Genomic DNA, 20951 nt, shown 5'->3' on the forward strand with positions numbered 1-20951 from the left:
TCCTGCACAACGACATACATCGCTTATGTTTTTCTGAACAGCACCATGGATTCGAGATGACGGGTATGAGGGAACATATCCAGCATCGCGACCCTTTCCAATTGGTAGCCAGCCGACAGCAATGTCTGACTGTCGCGGGCAAGTGTTGTGGGATTACACGAAACATAGACCACGCGTTCCGGGGCAAGTTTAACCACATGCGCCATAACGCCCGCAGCCCCGGCACGTGCCGGATCGAGTAATACCTTGTTAAATCCCTGTGCCGCCCACGGCTGGCGCGACACCTCTTCTTCCAGATTGTGCTGAAAGAAACTGACATTTTTAAGATTATTCAATTCGGCATTATACGCTGCCTGCCGCACTAATGCTGCAATCCCCTCCACACCTACAACATTTTGTACGAAGATTCCTATAGGAAGTGTGAAGTTTCCCATGCCGCAAAACAGATCCAGTACCCGGTCTTCAGGCTGCAGATCGAGCCAGCTTATCGCCGTTGCCACCATCTGCTGATTAACGCCATCGTTAACCTGAATAAAATCCTGTGGGCTAAAGGTTAGCTTAAGCTGATGAGTCTGATAAAACGGTGTCGACGCCTGTAACGCGGTCAGCGCATCATCGCCCGCATCCAGAAACAGCATCAGCTGATGCTTATGCGAAAACTGTTCCAGTTTTTCACGGTCGTCCGCATGCAGCGCATCAAGATGACGCAGAATCATCAGCGGACCATTGTCCGCCAGCACCAGTTCCACGTGACCCAGCCGCCTTACCGCGCGCAGTCCGCTGAGACAGTGGTGCAGCGGAACCAGTAATGCCTCAAGTTCGGGCACCAGAATGGGGCAGTGCTGCACATCAACCAGATCGTTGCTAGCCGCCTGACGAAATCCCATCTGCAAGCGCTGCGCCTTGTTGTGCCACTGCAGGCCCAGCCGGGCGCGACGACGGTAGCCCCAGGGCGCCCCGGCAATCACCTCGTCGACCGGCACATCCCGGGCAGCGGACTGGCTCAGCATCCGGCTCAGCGCCTGCGCTTTACTCTGCTGCTGAAGCGCCACGTCCGCATGCTGCTGCTGGCAACCTCCGCAGCGTTCATAGTGCGGACAGCGTGGCGTCACGCGTGCCGGACTGCGGCTGAGCAGTCGTGTCACTTTCGCCCGGGCAAATTGACGTTTATCCTCTGTCAGCGTGACCTCCGCCTGTTCACCCGGCAGAGCGCCCGTGACAAACAGGGCTTTACCCTTGTGGCGCGCCACGCCCTGTCCGAACGGGTCGAGTTCATCGATGGTGACGGTGATACGCTGTTGCGTCGTCACGCGCTGTTTTGCAACGTAAAATTGCGCCATAGTGTTCTTCTTTCTCTTTATCGATACGGCCTGCAGCGTGTCACCGACAGCCTGCACAGGAACGTTAATGCCGGAGTAGCCAGGCGACTATTATGACCAAATACAGCCTGCGGGCGCGAATGATGATTTTAATTCTGGCACCTGTGCTGATGGTTGGCCTGCTGCTCAGCTCATTTTTTGTGGTGCACCGCTACAATGAGCTGCAGCGTCAGGTCATCGAGGCCGGAGCTAACATCATCGAACCGCTGGCGATCTCCAGCGAATACAGCATGACCTGGCACGATCGTGATGCCATGCGTAAACTGGTCAGCCTGCTGCACCGCCGTCATTCAGGCATCGTCAGAGCAATCTCGGTGTTTGATAACCAGAACCAGCTCTACGTCACCTCTAATCACAAGCAGAATCTTAGCCTGCACCAGCAGGCGGATATCCGCGCCCTGCCCGATGATGTCTCAATGGAGCGTCACGGCAGCCTGCTGATTCTGCGCACCCCGATCACCAGCGAGCGCTACGACGCGGATGAGCTACCTGATGTGGGCGCCAAACCCTCAGGCAATCCGCTGGGCTATGTGGCAATTGAGCTGGATCTGCAGTCAGTACGCCTCCAGCAGTATAAAGAAGTGTTTGTGGCGACCCTGATGCTGCTCTTCTGCCTCTGTCTCGCCATGCTGTTTGCCTATCGTCTGATGCGCGACGTCACCGGGCCGATCCGCAATATGGTCACCACCGTTGACCGCATCCGGCGCGGCCAGCTCGACAGCCGCGTGGAAGGCTACATGCTGGGCGAGCTCAGCATTCTGAAGAACGGTATCAACGCCATGGCGATGTCGCTGACCGCCTATCACGAAGAGATGCAGCACAATATCGATCAGGCGACTTACGATCTGCGGGAAACGCTGGAACAGCTGGAGATTCAGAATGTGGAGCTGGATCTGGCCAAGAAGCGCGCCCAGGAAGCGGCACGCATCAAGTCGGAGTTTCTGGCCAATATGTCGCATGAGCTGCGTACGCCGCTGAATGGGGTGCTGGGCTTTACCCGGCAGATGCTGAAAACCCAGCTGCGCACGACCCAGCGCGACTACATGCAGACCATTGAACGCTCGGCCAACAACCTGCTCAGCATTATCAATGACGTGCTCGACTTTTCGAAACTGGAGGCGGGCAAGCTGATGCTGGAGGCGATCCCCTTCCCGCTGCGCGCCACGCTGGATGAGACGCTGGTACTGCTCGCCCCTTCGGCGCATGAGAAGGGGCTGGAGCTGACGGTAGTGTGTGACAGTAGCGTGCCGGACAACGTGATTGGCGATGCGCTGCGTCTGCAGCAGATCCTGACTAACCTGATCGGCAATGCGATTAAATTTACTGAACAGGGGTATGTAGGCCTGCGCGTCGGGCAGCGCGCCATCACCCAGTCACGGGTCGAGCTGGAAATTCAGGTAGAGGACAGCGGCATCGGCATCTCTGAGCAGCAGCAGACCCAGCTCTTCCAGGCCTTTCGTCAGGCTGATGCCAGTATTTCGCGCCGGCACGGCGGAACCGGGCTGGGGCTGGTCATCACTCAGAAACTGGTGCGGGAGATGGGCGGCGATATCACTTTCAGCAGCCAGCCGGATCAGGGTTCAACCTTTGTCATACGTGTGCAGCTCGATCTTAACCCGAATGCGCCAGGCATGCCTCGCGTACTGGATGCGCTATCGCAGACGCGCATCGCCTATGTGGAGGCCGATACCATCGTGGCCAGCGCGGCACTGGAGATGCTGAGCGCCACGCCGTTGCAGATCGACTACAGTGAAACGCTGGAGGGATTAAAAGAGGCTCATTACCCGCTGCTGCTGATGGCGATGCCGGTCGATGTCAGCCAGCCTGAACTGCTCAGTGAAAGAAGGATCAATACGCTGCTGGAGCGGGCAGATAACGTGCTGATGGCACTACCGAGTCCGATGATGCTGCTGGCCGATGAGCTGAAAGGGCGCGGCATTGATGGCTGCATCGCGAAGCCGATTTCCCTGACGCGCCTGCTGCCCATGATGCTGGACTTGCACACCCGCCAGATGAGCAAACTGCCACCGTCTCCCCGTCTGCCACTGACGGTCATGGCGGTGGACGATAACCCCGCTAACCTCAAGCTGATTGGCGCGCTGCTGGAGGAGCAGGTGCAGAATATCCTGCTGTGCAGCAACGCCGGACACGCCATACGGGAGGCCCGTCAGCACGCGCTGGATGTGATTCTGATGGATATTCAGATGCCTGACATTGATGGGATTCGCGCCAGCGAAATCATCCGCACCCTGCCGCATCACGCCAGTACCCCCATCGTGGCGGTTACCGCCCATGCGATTGATGGCGAACGCGAGCAGTTAATTAAGGCGGGCATGAATGACTATCTTGCCAAACCTATTGATGAGAGCAAGTTAAGACAGCTGCTGGCGCGCTACACGCCACCGCCGGTGGTGTCTGTGCCGGAGCTGCCTGCGATATTGCCGACGCTGGACTGGCAACTGGCGCTGCGACAGGCAGCCAATAAGCCCGATCTGGCGCGCGATTTACTGCGCATGTTGCTGGAATTTTTGCCGGAAGTGCACGCGAAGATCGCGCAGTTCATGGCGGACAACGACGTCAGCGCCCTGCGCGAAATCATTCACAAGCTGCATGGCAGTGCCAGTTACAGCGGCGTGCCGCGCATGAAGCAGCTCTGTCACCAGCTGGAAAGAGAGTTGCCTGAAGTCAGCGATATCGCCGCGCTGGAGCCGGAACTGCTGGAGTTACAGGATGAGATGGAGAACGTCGCCAGAGAAGCCCGGCAGCTGCTGGGCATGACGTAAAGGTAACGTGCGACCGGACTTCAGGGCCGCAGGCGCGGCCCCACTAACGTTGCGAGAAAGCACTTATGGCCTGTCAGATTGCGCTTAAACCCGTGCTGGCCGGCTGGTCGGGCGCCGCCAGGAGGGCATCAAATCCGGCCAGCTTCAGCGTGGCCGCCACATTACGCGCCGTCATCTCAACGTTTTTTCCGGCGCTGGCAAGGGCCTCATCCAGGGTACAGATGCTGTAGAGCACGCTGAAGACCGCATCAATGCCGTGCTGATGCACAACCCCCACATCCGCTGTCAGACTTCCCGCGATGCCAATGACCGGCTTGTTAAACCGCTTTGCGACGCGGGCGACGCCGATCGGCACCTTGCCATTGATACTCTGGCTGTCGATACGCCCCTCTCCGGTGATCACCAGGTCAGCATCTTTCACCTGTTCTGCCAGCCCCAGCGCTTCCGTGACAATCTCAATGCCACGCCGCAGCTCCGCGTGGCAGAAGGCGTGCAGCGCGGCCCCCATCCCGCCCGCTGCGCCACCGCCCGGAAGAGTCAGTACATCAATATCGAGATCGCGCTGAATGATCGCGGCATAGTGCGCCAGCGCCTGATCGAGCTGCTGCACCAGTGCCGGTGTCGCCCCTTTCTGCGGGCCGAATATTGCCGAGGCGCCCTCTTTGCCGGTCAGCGGATTGGATACGTCGCAGGCCACCTCAATGCGGCAGTGCTGAAGACGGGCGTCCAGCGCGTCGATATTGATGCTGGCAAGCCGGGCAAGCGCCCCACCGCCGTGGCCGATCTGCTGACCCCTGGCGTCCAGCAACTGTGCGCCCAGTGCCTGCATCATCCCGGCACCGCCATCATTGGTGGCGCTGCCGCCGATGCCGATGATGATGTGATCAACGCCTTTATCCAGCGCATGCCTGATGAGTTCACCCGTGCCAAACGACGTGGTGATCAGCGGATCGCGCTGAGAGGCAGGCACCCGCTCCAGCCCGCTGGCCGCGGCCATTTCGATATAGGCCGTTGACTCGTCGCCGGACAGGCCATAAAAGGCATCAACCTCCGTGCCCAGCGGCCCGGTCACCTTCAGCCTGACGATCTTTCCCTTCGTCGCCGCCACCATCGCTTCTACCGTGCCTTCGCCACCGTCGGCGACCGGTATTTTCACGTAATGCGCATCGGGAAAGATGTCACGGAAACCCGCTTCAATCGCCGATGCCACATCCAGGGCGGATAAACTCTCTTTATATGAATCCGGTGCGATTACGATTTTCATAGGCAATCCGAGCACTGTTGAGTAACTGAAACGGATCTGAACCCGTCCGGTTTCGGAGGACCGGCATCGGGTTTAGCGGGCGATTTCAACCTTCGCTAACTTCTCATAATAGCAGGCCAGCGCGCTGTGGTCGGCGTTACCCTGCCCGTCGTTGCGCAGCGCCTGCATCATCTCCATGACCGCCGCCGTCAGCGGCAGATGCGCGCCGATACTGTGCGAGGTATCCAGGGCGTTCGCCAGATCCTTGATATGCAGATCGATGCGGAAGCCGGGTTTGAAGTTACGATCCATCACCATCGGTGCTTTGGCATCCAGCACCGTGCTGCCTGCCAGCCCGCCACGAATCGCCTGGTAAACCAGATCCGGATTGACGCCCGCTTTGATCGCCAGTGACAGGGCCTCGGACATCGCCGCAATATTCAGCGCCACGATCACCTGGTTAGCCAGTTTTGTGACGTTGCCTGCACCGATATCGCCGGTATGGACGACCGAACCTGCCATCGCTTTCATGATGTCGTAACACTGATCAAACACCGCCTTATCGCCACCGACCATGACCGAGAGCGTGCCCTCAATCGCTTTGGGTTCACCGCCACTGACAGGTGCATCCAGCATTTTTATCTGCTTTTCTGCCAGTGCATCATGCACTTCCCGGCTCGCCAGCGGCGCGATTGAACTCATGTCGATTACGACCAGACCCGGCTTCGCGCCCTCGATAATGCCCTCTTTCCCCAGGCAGGCCTCTGTTACCTGCGGTGAGTTAGGCACCATGGTAATCACGACATCGCACTGCTCAGCCACCTCTTTTGGCGATTTCGCCACGGTCGCCCCTAGCTCAGCCAGCTCCGCTTCGTTGCTGGCATTGTGGTCGCGTACCACCAGCGAATAGCCAGCTTTCAGCAGATTTTTACTCATGGGTTTGCCCATAATGCCCAGACCAATAAAGCCAATTTTCATTGCGTTTCTCCTTGATGAATTAGCGCTTGAATTTATCGCACAGCGCCTGCGAGGCGTTGCGGAACAGCCCGACGTCGCTGCCGACCGCCACAAAGGTGGCTCCCCACTCCAGATAGCGACGCGCGTCCGCCTCCACCGGTGCCAGAATGCCGCTCGGCTTACCGGCCGCCCGGGCACGCTCAAAAATGTGTTTAATCACTTTCAGCACCTCCGGATGCGCGGGCTGACCGAGGTAGCCCAGTGCAGCCGAGAGATCGCCCGGTCCGACAAAAATCCCGTCGACCCCGTCGACCGCCGCGATGGCGTCAATGTTGTCGACCGCCTGCTGGGTTTCGATCTGCACCAGCACCGTGATGTTGTCATTGATCTGCTGGTTATAGTCGGGCAGCGTGCCGTACATATTGCTGCGATGAGAGACCGAGACACCGCGAATACCGGCAGGCGGATAGCGGGTTGACGCCACAGCCTGCAGCGCCTCTTCTCTGGTTTCGACAAAGGGCACCAGAAGGTTGCTGAAACCGATATCCAGCAGACGCTTGATGATCACCGGCTCATTACAGGGTGGACGCACCACGGCGGCGCTCTGGCTGCCTTTCAGCGCCATCAGCTGGGGGACAAATGTCGTAATATCGTTAGGCGCATGTTCACCATCGAGTACCAGCCAGTCAAAACCGGCCAGCCCCAGGATTTCCGTTGAGATCGGACTGGCCAGGGCGCACCAGCTGCCGATCAGGGTGTCGCCCGCTAGCAGGCGGCGACGAAATCCATTGGCCCAGGCTGCATTACTCATGTTTCAACTCCTGTGAAGAGGGCTCCGCGGGGAAGCCCGAAAGGTTAACGAACCAGGCACGGGCGCTTGTTATCGAAAGTCCATCCCGGCACTAAAAACTGCATCGCCTCGGCATCGTCGCGCGCGCCCAGTCCCTGCTTCTGATAGAGCGCGTTGGCCTGCATCACCCGGTCTATATCCAGCTCAACGCCGAGACCCGGTTTCTGCGGCACCTGCACCATGCCGCCTTTAATCTGGAACGGCTCTTTAGTCAGGCGCTGATTACCCTCCTGCCAGATCCAGTGGGTATCGATGGCGGTAATCGCGCCCGGCGCGGCCGCGGCTACATGGGTGAACATCGCCAGCGAAATATCGAAGTGGTTGTTTGAATGGGAGCCCCAGGTCAGGCCAAAGTCGTGACACATCTGCGCCACCCGCACCGAACCCTGCATGGTCCAGAAGTGCGGATCGGCCAGCGGAATGTCTACCGACTGCAGCGACAGGGTGTGGCCCATCTGCCGCCAGTCTGTTGCGATCATATTGGTCGCGGTCGGCAGGCCGGTCGCGCGGCGGAACTCTGCCATGACTTCACGGCCTGAATAGCCCTGCTCAGCGCCACAGGGATCTTCCGCGTAGGCCAGCACATTTCTGAGCTGCTTGCCGAGGATGATCGCCTCGTTGAGTGACCAGGCGCCATTCGGGTCGAGCGTAATCCGCGCGTCAGGGAAACGCTTCGCCAGCGCCGTCACCGCTTCAGCCTCTTCGCCGCCGCGCAGTACGCCGCCTTTCAGCTTGAAATCGTTGAAGCCATATTTTTCGTAAGCCGCTTCCGCCAAACGCACGACGGCATCCGGGGTAAGTGCCTCTTCGTGGCGCAGCCGGTACCAGTCGCATGGGTCGTCCGGCTGGCTCTGATAAGCGAGCGACGTCTTCGTGCGGTCGCCGATATAGAACAGATAGCCGAGCATCTCCACGCGGTCGCGCTGCTGCCCGTCACCCAGCAGCGAGGCGACGTTAACCCCCAGATGCTGGCCCAGCAGGTCAAGCAGCGCCGCCTCAATGCCGGTCACCACATGGATCGTGGTGCGCAGATCAAACGTCTGGTTGCCGCGCCCGCTGGCATCGCGGTCGGCAAAGGTACTGCGCACCAGATTGAGGGTATTTTTGTACTCGCCCAGCGTTTTGCCGATCACCAGCGCCGCAGCATCCTCCAGCGTCTGACGAATTTTTTCGCCGCCCGGGATTTCGCCGACGCCGGTGTGGCCAGCGTTATCCTTAATGATCACAATGTTGCGGGTAAAGAATGGTGAGTGCGCACCGCTAAGGTTCAGCAGCATGCTGTCGTAGCCTGCCACCGGAATTACCTGCATGGCGGTCACTTTTGGTGTTGAACTCATCTCCTGCTCCTTATGCTGTTTTGCGGCCAAATGCCGGGCGCTTGCGATCAAACGTCCAGCCCGGGATCAGATACTGCATCGCCGTCGCGTCGTTTCGCGCCCCGGCGGGCAAAGCGTGATAAAGCTGGCTGGCTTTATTCACCCGATCCCAGTCAAGTTCGACACCGAGACCTGGTACCTCCGGCACGGCGATCTTACCGTTGCGAATCTGCAGCGGATTTTTGGTCAGGCGCTGGTCGCCCTCCTGCCAGATCCAGTGCGTATCAATCGCGGTCGGATGACCCGGTGCGGCGGCACCAACGTGGGTAAACATCGCCAGCGAAATATCGAAGTGATTGTTGGAGTGGCAACCCCAGGTCAGTCCCCACTCATCGCACAGCTGGGCGACCCGGACCGCCCCGCTGAGCGTCCAGAAATGGGGGTCAGCCAGCGGAATATCGACCGCATTGAGCATCACCGCGTGGTTCATCTCACGCCAGTTGGTGGCAATCATATTGGTGGCGACCGGCAGGCCGGTGGCGCGCCGGAACTCGGCCATGACTTCACGTCCCGAATACCCCTGCTCTGCGCCACAGGGATCTTCGGCGTAGCTCAGCACATCCTGCATCCCTTTACAGAAGGTTATCGCCTCATCCAGCCGCCATGCCCCGTTTGGATCGACCGTGATACGCGCGTCAGGGAAGCGCTGCTTCAGCGCCGCCGCCGTCGCGATCTCCTGCTCGCCCGGCAGTACGCCGCCCTTGAGCTTGAAATCTTTGAAGCCATACTTATCCTGTGCCGCCTCGGCCAGCCTGACGACGGCCTCGCTGGTCAGCGCCTCCTGATGACGCAGGTGATACCAGTCATGCGTGGCCTGCTCGCCCGATTGATAGGGCAGATCGGTTTTGCGGCGATCGCCGAGATAGAACAGATAGCCCAGCACCGTGACCTCGTCCCGCTGTTTGCCGGGTCCGAGCAGTTCGGCCACCGGCACGCCCAGGCACTGTCCCAGCAGGTCAAGCAGCGCCGCTTCCAGCGCAGCGACTGCATTGACCCGTAGCTCAAAGGTCCAGGCGCCGTTGCCAAAGGTGGTGAAATCGGCTGACTGATTCCCCTGATGGACCTGCTGCACCAGACGATTCATCCGGGCGATCTGCTGACCTTTTACCTGCGGAATGGCCGCCACCAGCGTCTGATAGATGGTGTCGCCGCCCGGCGCTTCACCGACGCCGGTATGCCCGGCGCTGTCGGTGAGCACCACCAGGTTACGGGTAAAGCAGGCGTTGTGTGCGCCGCCAATATTGAGCAGCATGCTGTCGTAACCCGCGACCGGGATAACCTGCATGTCGGTAATAATCGGTGAGCTTTGTGTATTCATGAGGCGTCCTTACCGGTCCAGGTTTTCAGTTCGACACGTCTGATATTTCCGGCAATTACCAGGAAACTGAAGGCGGCGACAAAGGCATGGATACCGACGTAGACCAGTGCCCCTTCAAACGATCCGCTGGTGGCGATGATGTAGCCGATGGCGATAGGCGTCACGATGCCGGATAAGTTACCAAACATATTGAACAGGCCACCGCTCAGGCCGCTGATCTCTTTCGGTGCCGTATCCGCCATTACCGCCCAGCCCAGCGCGCCAATGCCTTTGCCAAAGAACGCCAGCGCCATAAAGAACACCACCATCCATTCGGTGTCGGTGTAGTTACACATCACCATCGAAATGGAGAGCAGCATGCCCAGCACAATGGGGGTTTTGCGGGCAATATTCAGCGAGCCGGTTTTACGCATCAGCCAGTCGGAGATCACCCCGCCCAGCACGCCGCCGAGGAAGCCGCACACCGCCGGAACAGAGGCAACAAAACCCGCTTTCAGAATCGACATGCCGCGTGCCTGTACCAGATAGACCGGGAACCAGGTGATAAAAAAGTAGGTTAAGGCGTTAACACAGTACTGACCGAGGTAGATCCCCAGCATCATGCGGGAAGTGAGCAGCTGCCGGATCTGGAACCACTTTTCGCTCCAGCTTACTTTGCGGCTCTCTTTTCTGGCATCCATATTGATCAGCGCGCCACCCTGCTCCATGTACGCCAGTTCCGCCTTGTTGACGCCCGGATGATCGTTGGGATCATGGATCACCTTCAGCCAGATAAAGCTGAGGATGATGCCCAGCCCCCCCATAAACCAGAACACATGCGACCAGCCCACGGCGGAAACCAGCCAGCCCATAATGGGTGCGAAGATCACGGTGGCGAAGTACTGTGCCGAGTTGAAGATCGCCACCGCCGTGCCGCGCTCCTGTGCCGGGAACCAGGCCGCCACGATGCGGCTGTTACCGGGGAAAGAGGGTGCTTCGGCCAGACCGACCAGGAAGCGCAGAATAAACAGCGACATGATGACGCCGAAGCCGCTGAAAATATCGACGAAGCCCTGCAGCAGGGTAAACAGCGACCAGGTGAAGATGCTCCAGAAATAGACCCGTTTTGAGCCGAAGCGATCGAGCAGCCAGCCGCCGGGGATCTGGCCGATAACATAGGCCCATGAGAACGCAGAGAAGATATAGCCGAGTCCGACTGAATCCAGGCCAATATCTTTAGACATCGCCGAACCGGCAATGGAAATGGTGGCGCGGTCACCGTAGTTGAATGAGGTGACGATAAACAACATCACCACAATCCAGTAACGGGCATTAGTGCGTTTCTGCACCGTTTCCGCGGTCTGGCTGAAACTATTCATGATGCACTCCTGAAATATAGCGTGAGCTACATTCGCTCTGACTGCATACACATCGCGTTGGGTATCAGAGAGAAGTTGGGTTAAACACGGCGATTTTTTGTTCTGGCAAACCTTTATTTATCCATCCGGAGTCTGGCGAATGCGGCGATTCAGGCACCCTGTCGCCTTTTCCGGATGAGTAATACGTCGTGACAGATAACCTGACTTTGGCTAACGGGACTCAGTATATGAACAGCCTGCGGCCAGCACATTGGCGCATTGCCCTGGAATAAAGAGGGTATAAGAGTGATTCTCTTGCGGATGCACAAAAGTCTGCGGGATAGCTCACGAAAGTGCGTTTTTCATCGTCTGTCGGTGCCTCGGGCGACGCTTTCACCCACGGTTTGTGAGGATCTTCGCTTGCTTTTGGATAACCGACTTAAAACGGCAGGATGAAGCGCCTTAATGGTGGACATTTGCACAATGCGCGCGCCGGCCCGGCTCCTTATACTGAAGCTGGCAAACCACGGTGTGACAGGTCAGATCACTACAGCGTGCCGCATAACGCTGGCGCGACAGAGGTAAAAGTAAGCGATGAATTCTAAAACAGATGAACAACCGCTCTATATCAAAGTCCATGAGCATGACAACGTGGCCATTGTGGTTAACAGCCAGGGTCTGCCCGCCGGAACCCGGTTTGCAGACGGGCTGACGCTGACCGAGCATGTTCCACAGGGCCACAAGGTGGCGCTGAGTGCGATTCGCCAGGGCGAGGCGATCCTGCGCTATGGCGAAGTGATTGGCTATGCGCTGCGGGATATCGCGCAGGGCAGCTGGATTGATGAGTCGCTGGTCGCGCTGCCGGACGCCCCGCCGCTGGCCAGCCTGCCGCTAGCCACGCAGGTGCCACCCGCGCTGCCGCCGCTGGAGGGCTATACCTTCGAAGGCTATCGCAATGCGGATGGCAGTGTCGGCACGCGCAATCTGCTCGGCATTACCACCAGTGTGCACTGCGTGGCGGGTGTGGTCGATTATGTCGTACAGATTATCGAGCGGGATCTGCTGCCGCGTTATCCTAATGTGGATGGCGTGGTCGCCCTGAATCATCTCTATGGCTGCGGCGTCGCGATCAATGCGCCTGCGGCGGTGGTGCCGATTCGCACTATTCACAACCTGGCGCTGAATGCCAATTTCGGCGGCGAAGTGATGGTCGTCGGTTTGGGCTGCGAGAAGTTACAGCCGGAGCGTCTGCTCACCGGCACCGCTGACGTGCAGGCGATCTCGCTGGATGACGGCGACATCGTGCGGTTGCAGGATGAAAAACTGGTGGGATTCGGCGCGATGGTGCAGGAGATTCTGCAGGTCGCGGAGCGGCATCTTCAGCGGCTGAATCAGCGCCAGCGCGAAACCTGCTCCGCAGCCGAGCTGATTGTCGGCATGCAGTGTGGCGGCAGTGATGCGTTCTCCGGCGTGACCGCCAATCCGGCGGTGGGCTTCGCCTCCGATCTGCTGGTGCGCTGTGGCGCGACGGTCATGTTCTCGGAAGTGACCGAGGTCCGCGATGCCATTCATCTGCTGACGCCGCGGGTGATTAATCAGGAGGTTGGTAAGCGTTTACTGGAGGAGATGGCCTGGTACGATGACTATCTCGACCAGGGCCAGACCGATCGCAGTGCCAACCCGTCGCCGGGGAATAAAAAAGGCGGGCTGGCCAACGTGGTGGAAAAGGCACTTGGCTCAATCGCCAAGTCGGGCCGCAGCGCCATTGTCGAAGTGCTCTCCCCCGGCCAGCGCCCCACGCGACGCGGGTTGATCTATGCGGCGACGCCCGCCAGCGATTTTGTCTGCGGCACGCAGCAGCTGGCCTCTGGCATCACTCTGCAGGTCTTTACCACGGGCCGCGGCACGCCCTATGGCCTGGCGGCGATCCCGGTGATCAAGATGGCGACACGAAATGCCCTGGCCGAGCGGTGGCACGATCTGATGGATATCAATGCCGGAACGATTGCCACTGGCGAAGAGAGTATTGAACAGGTGGGCTGGCGACTGTTTGAACTGATTCTGGATATCGCCAGCGGCCGGAAACAGACCTGGTCCGATCGCTGGGGGATCCGTAACCAGCTGGCCGTGTTTAATCCGGCCCCGGTCACCTGATCGTGCGGCGCCCGGGCCAGGCTTATCTTAAGATGGTTACGCCGCGATAAGCCTGGCGGCGGCGTCAGAGCTGTGCGCCCCAGGCTTCAACCCAGGGAGAGGTGACCGCTTCCGGCTCCGGATTCTCGGTGGCATCTACCAGCAGCGTCTCACCGACCCGCTGTGCACCCTGCTCCTGTAGCAGCGCATCAAAAGCTTTGCCCGCGCCACAAAAATGGTCGTAGCTGCTGTCACCCAATGCAATCACGCCATAGCGCAGCGCGGGCTGATGCCCCAGCTTATCTTTTATCGCATGGTACAGACCTGAAAGGGTGTCGGGAAAATCGCCCTGACCGGTCGTTGAGGTGATGATCAACGCCACATCGCTGGTAAACGCCTGCCAGTCGGCCAGCGTCGGATCGTCAAACAGCGTCACGCTGTGACCCTGCTGCTGCAGAATCGGCTCCGCCTCTTCTGCCGCCAGCAGCGCATTGCCGTATACCGTGCCTACAAAAATGCCAATCTTTGCCATCTGCTTTCTCCCTTATTCTGAAACCTTATCCTCGCCTGGCGCGGCAGCAAACTCAACCCGCGGCACCTCCGGCAGTGCATCCTGCCAGCCAAACTGACGCATCAGATTCTGCCAGACGCTATCCAGCCCGGCGCGTATCAGCAAAGGCTCACCGGTTACCGGATGGGTCAGCGCCAGACTGCTGGCGTGCAGCATCAGCCGGTTAGCACCAAAGTGCTGCGCGGCGCCCCGGTTCTGCCGCAGATCGCCGTGCGCCGAATCGCCAATAATCGGATGGCGCAGGTGTGACATGTGGCGACGCAACTGATGCTTGCGACCGGTACGGGGTGAGAGTTCGACCAGGCTGTAACGCGAAGTGGGATAACGGCCAATGCTGACCGGCATCTCGGCGGTCGCCAGCGCCTGATAATCCGTGATCGCCGACTGGGCGGTAAGCGGTTCGCTGGCGTGCTTATCCGCAATTTTATCCCGCTCTTCTACCAGCGGATAGTCGAGCGTCCCGCTGCTCTCCAGCCAGCCGCGCAGGACGGCGTGGTAGGTTTTCTGCATCTGATGCTGTTCAAACTGCTGGGACAGCAGACGACCGACTTCGCTGGAAAGTCCCATCAGCAGTACGCCTGAGGTCGGTTTATCCAGGCGATGCGCGGTAAAGACATGCTGGCCAATCTGATCGCGCACGGTCTGCATCACAAACACCGTTTCATGCCGATCCAGCCAGCTGCGATGAACCAGCCAGCCGCTGGGTTTGTTGACCGCCACCAGCCACTCATCCTGATAAACTATTTCCAGCATCAGTGATCCGCATCCTGCAGCAGTGCATCAAGCTGACGCAGGGTCCGCAGCAGGGGCGCAATACCCGGCTGATCAGGCACCAGCGCGATTTCGTAATAGGGAGCAACGGCAAAGTTCTGTGGTAACGGATGCCGGGCCGCAATCAGGGCGTGCATCCGCGGGACCAGCACCCACTGCAGCCACTGCAGCGGCGCCAGCGTATCCATGCAGAAAGGTTCACGACTGTCGAGCGCGCCTTCCGGCGGCGGCGTACTCTGCCAGAGTTGATGTTCACGCATCACCGCTTCCAGCTGTTCCAGCCTTTGCGTAATCAGTTGTTCGGGCGTCATACGCCACCTCCAGCGAGCCGTTAAAAATGGGCGGCAAGCATATCACTTGTTGGCACAGGCACAAAAAAAGGGAGCACTGTATAAACAGTGCTCCCGGTTCGTTTGCAGCCATCCCGCTACGTTAGTGCTCCCTGCTCTTCCATGACAACTTGTCCAGTGCGAACTCCTGTCGCGCATCGTCCTGATGTATCCTTAGCATCCAGGCCCGCCACCTCTTCTGAGGGGCTCTCATTCTCCATCCTGGAGGTGTCCCTTGCTCAATCCTGAGCGTTCCTGTTTCATCCTGAAACCTTCCGTGTGCCGTAAACTCCGTTACGTTCCTGCCTCATGGCTTATCATAGTCCTGACGATTCCGTTTCCTGAGCGTCCTGCAGCGAGAAACATTTTGACAGAATGCGTAAAGCGCACAAGGGACTTACAGCAAAACTTTACGAAATGTGCGGTGCAAATTCAGATAATCGCCATTAAGTTTATGATTCACAATATTTTTACATTCTGGTCTTCGGAATGTCTCAGAAATGATAGAGCGATCTCTCACAGAAGATGTAAGAGATCTCTTACAAGCGCAGCGGCAAATCACTGTAATTCAGTTGATAACCGGTTGTAATGACTTAAGAAATATCTCAAGGCTTTCAGCTAAAACCGTGCGCTGTTTCCGGCCCGGCTGCTCCAGGATCACCTCGCCTGTCAGATTAGAGATCGAAACGATCTCCTCCTCTGAATCCGTGGTGGCAATGAACAGCGTCGGCGACTGCCTGAGCCGACGCTGCATCACCAGATGCCCAATCAGATTCTCCTGCAACCGCAAAAAGTCCTCTTCACTCCAGACCTGCAGCAGGGTCAGCGACTGCTCGCCCAGCGTGGCCCGCATGTCGCCCGCTAACTGCGTGGTGTAGAACGCCGTCACTGACGGCTGAAGCTGAAGATCGATGGCGCGCTCAATAGCCTCCAGCGTCGGCGGCAGCGTAAAAGGCTGCGGCTGCCACAGTACCTGCTGGTCGCGATCTTCCCGCGCACAGGGCGACGGCACACCGTAAAGATCGCTGCTGGCCGGTGCGTGACCGGTCTGCTGAAGCCAGAGCTGGCAGTAGCGCTGGGTAAAGTCGCGCAACGCGGCGGCAGTTTGCTGCATCATTCATATTCTCACTTCTGATGGGTTACACTTAGCCACTTTGATTAATTTTGGTGGTAACCGCAATGACTACTCACGAACAGGATCAGGCGCTCAGCAACCTGACGCTGGGCAAACCCACAGCCTATCACGATCGCTATGACAAAGACCTGCTGCAGGCCGTGCCGCGCAGCCTGAACCGTGAACCTCTTGGCCTGTTTCCCGACAGCCTGCCCTTTTCCGGCGGCGATATCTGGACCCTGTATGAGCTGTCATGGCTTAACAGCAAAGGCCTGCCGCAGGTCGCCGTGGGTGAAGTGGTGCTGGACGCACAGAGCCGCAACCTTATCGAATCAAAGAGTTTCAAACTCTACCTGAACAGCTTTAATCAGACCCGCTTTGCCGACTGGGGCGACGTCCGGCAGACGCTGGAGCGTGATCTGAGCGCCTGCGCAGAAGGTGAGGTGCGGGTTGCCCTGTTCCGGCTCAGTGAGGTGGAAGGCCAGCCAATCGGACATTTCGGCGGCTGCTGTATTGATGAGCAGGACATCACCATTGAGGATTATCGCTTCAATGCTGACTATCTGGCCAATGCCGCAGGCAGCGAAATTGTTGAAGAGACGCTGGTCAGCCATCTGCTTAAGTCTAACTGCCTGATCACTAATCAGCCGGACTGGGGCTCAGTGATGATCCGCTATAAAGGCCCACGCATCGATCGTGAAGCTCTGCTGCGCTATCTGATCTCATTCCGCCAGCACAACGAGTTTCATGAGCAGTGTGTCGAGCGCATCTTTAATGATGTGATGCGTTTCTGTCATCCGGAGGCCCTGACGGTGTATGCGCGTTACACCCGGCGTGGCGGACTGGACATCAACCCGTGGCGCACCAATGTGCCCTTCACGCCCGGCTTTTCACGGCTGGTTCGTCAGTAGTTTGCGAGATTTCTCGCAGGCTGCATGCTGCGCACGCAGTTCCGCTTGAGCTGTACGGGCTGACAAGGCTACTCTGGTGCTGGCGGCAACGTATGGATGCCGCCCCGGGATTTTCGTCACTGCCGTTGCAGTGCCAACACGCACCCAGGCGGGTGTAAAGGAGCTCATTTGATTACCCACATCAGCCCTCTTGGCTCAATGGATCTGCTCTCGCAGCTGGAAGTCGATATGCTCAAGCGCACAGCCAGCAGCGACCTCTACCAGCTTTTTCGCAACTGCTCTCTGGCCGTACTGAATTCCGGCAGCCAGACCGACAGCAGCCACGAACTGCTCTCCCGCTTTGAAAATTTCGACATCAATGTGCTGCGCCAGGAGCGCGGCGTTAAACTGGAACTGATCAATCCGCCGGAAGAGGCGTTCGTGGATGGCCGCATTATCCGCTCGCTGCAGGCGAACCTGTTTGCCGTGTTGCGTGACATTCTGTTTGTCAGCGGACAGCTCAACTCACCAGGGCGGCTTACCGCAGCCGACGAAAACGATTCTGTCACGATCACCAATACCGTGTTTTCTATTCTGCGCAATGCGCGGGCCCTGCATATCGGTGAAGACCCCAACACAGTGGTCTGCTGGGGTGGTCACTCCATCAACGCTGTTGAGTATCAATACTGCCGCAATGTCGGGACGCAGCTCGGACTGCGCGAGCTGAACATCTGTACCGGCTGCGGGCCGGGTGTGATGGAAGCGCCGATGAAAGGGGCGGCGGTCGGCCATGCGCAACAGCGCTACCGTGACAGCCGCTTTATTGGCCTGACCGAACCGTCAATCATTGCGGCAGAACCGCCGAACCCGCTGGTGAACGAGCTGATCATCATGCCGGATATCGAAAAACGTCTGGAAGCGTTCGTGCGCATCGCGCATGGCATCATCATTTTCCCGGGCGGCGTCGGCACCGCAGAGGAGCTGCTCTACCTGCTGGGCATTCTGATGAATCCGCAGAACAATGACCAGCTGCTGCCGCTGATTCTGACCGGCCCCGAAGAGAGTGCCGACTACTTCCGCGTGCTGGATGATTTCATCGTCAACACACTGGGCGAACAGGCGCGTAAGCATTATCAGATCATCATCAACGATGCGGCGGAAGTCGCCCGTCTGATGAAGAAAGCGATGCCGCAGGTCAAAGAGAATCGTCGTGAAACCGGTGACGCCTATAGTTTTAACTGGTCGATTCGCATTGAACCCGATCTGCAGGTGCCCTTCCTCCCGACCCATGAGAATATGGCTAACCTCAATCTCTATACGAATCAGTCACCTGAAAAACTGGCTGCCGACCTGCGTCGCGCCTTCTCAGGCATCGTCGCCGGTAACGTTAAAGAGATGGGGATCCGCGAGATCCGTGAGAAGGGCCGCTATAAGCTGCATGGCGATCCCGACATCATGCACCGGATGGATGAACTGCTGCAGGGATTTGTGGCGCAGCAACGTATGAAACTGCCTGGCACCGCCTACATCCCCTGCTACGAAATTATCAAATAAACAGGAGGCAGCCCCCGGGCTGCCCATACGCTCATGGCTTTTCATCTTGTTATTATCGATGCCCTGAACCTGATTCGACGCCTGCACGCGGTTCAGGGTTCACCCTGCGTGGAGGGTTGTGTGGTCGCGCTGCGTCAGGTACTGGGTCACACCCGACCGACGCACGCGGTGGCCGTGTTTGATGGTGAAGCGCGTCATCAGGGCTGGCGTCATCAGCTGCTGCCCGATTACAAAAGCGGCCGTCCTCCTATGCCGGATGACCTGCAGGCGGAAATACCGGCATTGCAGAACGCCTTTCGCGCGGCGGGCGTCAGCTGCTGGATCGCGGGTGAGGATGAAGCGGATGACCTTGCTGCCACGCTGGCGGTGAAAATGGCTCAGGCGGGGCACCAGGCCACGATTGTTTCCACTGACAAAGGATACTGTCAGTTGCTGGCTCCCGACATCCGTATCCGCGACTACTTTCAGAAACGATGGCTCGATCTGCCCTTCATCGACGCGGAATTTGGCGTGGCACCCGAGCGACTTCCCGACTACTGGGGATTGTGTGGGATCAGCAGCAGTAAAATCCCGGGCATAGCCGGCATCGGCCCAAAAAGCGCGAAACAGCTGCTGGCAGAGTTTCAGACGCTTGAGGGGATCTATCAGCAACTGGAGCAGGTTCCCGCAAAGTGGCGGGAAAAGCTCGCGGAAGGCCAGCGAATGGCGGAGATCAGCCGTGAGGTGGCCACGCTGAAGCGGGATCTGGTATTACAGGGGAACCTGAATACGCTGCGTTATACCGGCTGAGTGCGGCTGCACTCAGCCCGACAATTAGCGTTCGTCGCGACGACCGCCGATAGCCGCCCAGATCCGGCGTACATGAACCGTAACTTCTTCACGATCGTGATAGAGTTGACGGGCACGGATCTGCACGTTGATGCCCTCATTATCGAAACGTTCCTGCATCATCGCCAGATTCTGCGTCACCTCTTCGTAACGCTTCTTCATCGGCAACTTCAGGTTGAAGATCGCCTCACGGCACCAGCCGTTAACCAGCCAGTCGGTCATCAGGTTAGCCACGCGTACCGGCTTCTCCACCATGTCACACACCAGCCAGCTGATGTTGTTACGGGGCGGCCGGTATTTAAAGCCATCGGCTTTTTCGTGCATGACCTGACCAGTATCCATCAGGCTCGGCGCCATCGGCCCATTGTCCACCGCATAGACCATCATACTGCGCTGCACCAGCTGCCAGGTCCAGCCGCCCGGACAGGCGCCGAGATCCACCGCGTACATGCCACTGGCTAAACGCTCATCCCACTCATCTTCCGGGATAAAGACGTGAAACGCCTCTTCCAGCTTCAGCGTGGAGCGGCTCGGGGCATCGGCGGGGAACTTCAGCCGGGGGATCCCCATGTACAGCGGTGAGCTGTTTTCGCGGAGGGAGTAGCCGACGTAACAGGTGCCTGGCGCGATGAAAAACACATGCACCACCGGGCGTTTCAGACTCTCATAATTGAGCAGGATCTTACTTTCACGCAGTGCCGCGCGCAGCGGGACGGTGAACTTACGGCAGAATTTCGTCAGCTCTTTCGCTTCGTTGGTGTCCGGCACCTCAACACGCAGCTCACCGCCCTTCTCCACCACACCTGTCAGCATGCCGACAATCGGGGTAATGCGGTCTTCCTGCGGCAGGTCACGCAGCAGTTCGCCGACGACCAGCATCTGCCGGGCAAAAATCAGTTCATCAAACGGCAGCTCACGCGCCAGACGCTCGGCATCTTCAAACTGATAACACTCAAACAACACGTAGCCGGCGTTATCTTTAACCCGCGGGAAACCGTAGATCTCACGTTCAGCGGCTCTGGCGCTGATCTCTGCCGCGCACTCTTTTTCAAAACCGGGACGACAATAGAGTAAAACTTTATTCATGGCGTTCTGCCTTTCGTTTAAGACGCAGCGCGCCAATCAACATCAATACCCAACCGGCGAGGAAACAAACCCCGCCCACTGGCGTGATAAAAACCCAAAACTTCAGATGTGACAGCGCCAGACAATAGAGGCTGCCACTGAACAACACGGTGCCGAGCGCCATCAGCGCACTGCTCCAGTAAAACCAGATATTGGCGCGACGTAACATCGCGGCCCCCAGCCCCATCACCGCTAGGGTGTGATAAGCCTGATACTCCAGCCCGGTATGAATCCAGGCCATTTCAGCGGCGCCAAGTGACCGACTCAGCACGTGGGCACCAAATGCGCCAAACGCCACCAGCAGGAACCCGCTGATTGCGGCAAAAATAAACATGGCACGACTGGACATTCAACGATCCTCAGGATGCTTTTGCAATGTAATCCCATTAAATC

18 protein-coding genes are annotated in these 20951 nt (G+C 58.3%); 5 read left to right on the forward strand and 13 right to left on the reverse strand.

Annotated elements, in window-relative coordinates; genetic code table 11:
- Positions 1-23: 23 nt before the first annotated feature.
- Positions 24-1340, reverse strand: coding sequence for a 23S rRNA (uracil(1939)-C(5))-methyltransferase RlmD (rlmD, locus tag RT657_RS11970; RefSeq protein ID WP_313654712.1), 1317 nt, complete (start codon positions 1338-1340; stop codon positions 24-26).
- A 92-nt stretch (positions 1341-1432) separates the two neighbouring features.
- On the opposite strand from rlmD, the gene barA reads away from it, so the two are divergent.
- Entirely contained in the window at positions 1433-4162 is a 2730-nt protein-coding gene (gene barA, locus RT657_RS11975) for a two-component sensor histidine kinase BarA (protein ID WP_313654713.1), read from the forward strand.
- A 73-nt stretch (positions 4163-4235) separates the two neighbouring features.
- Here the strand turns inward: barA and RT657_RS11980 are convergent, their stop codons facing one another.
- The 6 genes from RT657_RS11980 to RT657_RS12005 form a co-directional block, all read right to left on the reverse strand.
- The gene (locus tag RT657_RS11980) at positions 4236-5426 is read right to left on the reverse strand and encodes a glycerate kinase (RefSeq protein ID WP_313654714.1); all 1191 of its coding nucleotides are present in this window, start codon (positions 5424-5426) and stop codon (positions 4236-4238) included.
- Between the two features lie 72 nt (positions 5427-5498).
- Entirely contained in the window at positions 5499-6419 is a 921-nt protein-coding gene (garR, locus tag RT657_RS11985) for a 2-hydroxy-3-oxopropionate reductase (protein ID WP_313654896.1), read from the reverse strand.
- Positions 6403-7173 (reverse strand): 2-dehydro-3-deoxyglucarate aldolase, encoded by a 771-nt coding sequence (gene garL / locus RT657_RS11990; RefSeq protein WP_313654715.1) that lies wholly within the window; start codon positions 7171-7173, stop codon positions 6403-6405. The genes garR and garL overlap by 17 nt, the downstream gene beginning before the upstream one ends.
- A gap of 44 nt (positions 7174-7217) precedes the next feature.
- The gene (gene gudD, locus RT657_RS11995) at positions 7218-8549 is read right to left on the reverse strand and encodes a glucarate dehydratase (RefSeq protein ID WP_313654717.1); all 1332 of its coding nucleotides are present in this window, start codon (positions 8547-8549) and stop codon (positions 7218-7220) included.
- 10 nt (positions 8550-8559) lie between these two features.
- Positions 8560-9906, reverse strand: a complete 1347-nt coding sequence (locus tag RT657_RS12000) for an enolase C-terminal domain-like protein (protein WP_313654718.1) — start codon at positions 9904-9906, stop codon at positions 8560-8562.
- Positions 9903-11264 carry an MFS transporter gene (locus RT657_RS12005; RefSeq protein ID WP_313654720.1) on the reverse strand — a complete coding sequence of 454 codons (1362 nt, stop codon included), beginning with the start codon at positions 11262-11264 and terminating at the stop codon, positions 9903-9905. The genes RT657_RS12000 and RT657_RS12005 overlap by 4 nt, the downstream gene beginning before the upstream one ends.
- Before the next feature lie 573 nt (positions 11265-11837).
- Between RT657_RS12005 and garD the strand changes: the two genes are divergently transcribed.
- The gene (gene garD / locus RT657_RS12010) at positions 11838-13397 is read left to right on the forward strand and encodes a galactarate dehydratase (RefSeq protein WP_313654721.1); all 1560 of its coding nucleotides are present in this window, start codon (positions 11838-11840) and stop codon (positions 13395-13397) included.
- Between the two features lie 64 nt (positions 13398-13461).
- Here the strand turns inward: garD and RT657_RS12015 are convergent, their stop codons facing one another.
- From RT657_RS12015 to syd, 4 genes are all read right to left on the reverse strand, one after another.
- Positions 13462-13908 (reverse strand): flavodoxin, encoded by a 447-nt coding sequence (locus RT657_RS12015; RefSeq protein ID WP_313654722.1) that lies wholly within the window; start codon positions 13906-13908, stop codon positions 13462-13464.
- Positions 13909-13920: 12 nt separating this feature from the next.
- Complete coding sequence (gene truC, locus RT657_RS12020; RefSeq protein WP_313654724.1) at positions 13921-14700, reverse strand: tRNA pseudouridine(65) synthase TruC; 780 nt, start codon at positions 14698-14700, stop codon at positions 13921-13923.
- On the reverse strand, positions 14700-15029 hold the full coding sequence (locus RT657_RS12025) for a YqcC family protein (RefSeq protein ID WP_313654725.1): 330 nt from the start codon (positions 15027-15029) through the stop codon (positions 14700-14702). Before RT657_RS12025 ends, truC begins: the two co-directional genes overlap by 1 nt.
- Before the next feature lie 586 nt (positions 15030-15615).
- Complete coding sequence (gene syd / locus RT657_RS12030) at positions 15616-16164, reverse strand: SecY-interacting protein (protein ID WP_313654727.1); 549 nt, start codon at positions 16162-16164, stop codon at positions 15616-15618.
- Positions 16165-16226: 62 nt separating this feature from the next.
- On the opposite strand from syd, the gene queF reads away from it, so the two are divergent.
- The 3 genes from queF (at position 16227) to xni (ending at position 19394) form a co-directional block, all read left to right on the forward strand.
- Entirely contained in the window at positions 16227-17072 is an 846-nt protein-coding gene (gene queF, locus RT657_RS12035; RefSeq protein WP_313654728.1) for an NADPH-dependent 7-cyano-7-deazaguanine reductase QueF, read from the forward strand.
- Between the two features lie 168 nt (positions 17073-17240).
- Positions 17241-18605, forward strand: a complete 1365-nt coding sequence (gene ppnN, locus RT657_RS12040) for a nucleotide 5'-monophosphate nucleosidase PpnN (RefSeq protein ID WP_313654730.1) — start codon at positions 17241-17243, stop codon at positions 18603-18605.
- 33 nt (positions 18606-18638) lie between these two features.
- Positions 18639-19394 carry a flap endonuclease Xni gene (xni, locus tag RT657_RS12045; protein ID WP_313654732.1) on the forward strand — a complete coding sequence of 252 codons (756 nt, stop codon included), beginning with the start codon at positions 18639-18641 and terminating at the stop codon, positions 19392-19394.
- 24 nt (positions 19395-19418) lie between these two features.
- Here the strand turns inward: xni and rlmM are convergent, their stop codons facing one another.
- Both rlmM and RT657_RS12055 read right to left on the reverse strand, forming a co-directional pair.
- Entirely contained in the window at positions 19419-20519 is a 1101-nt protein-coding gene (rlmM, locus tag RT657_RS12050) for a 23S rRNA (cytidine(2498)-2'-O)-methyltransferase RlmM (protein WP_313654733.1), read from the reverse strand.
- Entirely contained in the window at positions 20512-20907 is a 396-nt protein-coding gene (locus tag RT657_RS12055) for a DUF423 domain-containing protein (protein ID WP_111141923.1), read from the reverse strand. Before RT657_RS12055 ends, rlmM begins: the two co-directional genes overlap by 8 nt.
- Positions 20908-20951 lie beyond the last annotated feature (44 nt).

This window comes from Pantoea sp. (genome assembly GCF_032114055.1).
Classification (GTDB): Bacteria; Pseudomonadota; Gammaproteobacteria; order Enterobacterales; family Enterobacteriaceae; genus Pantoea.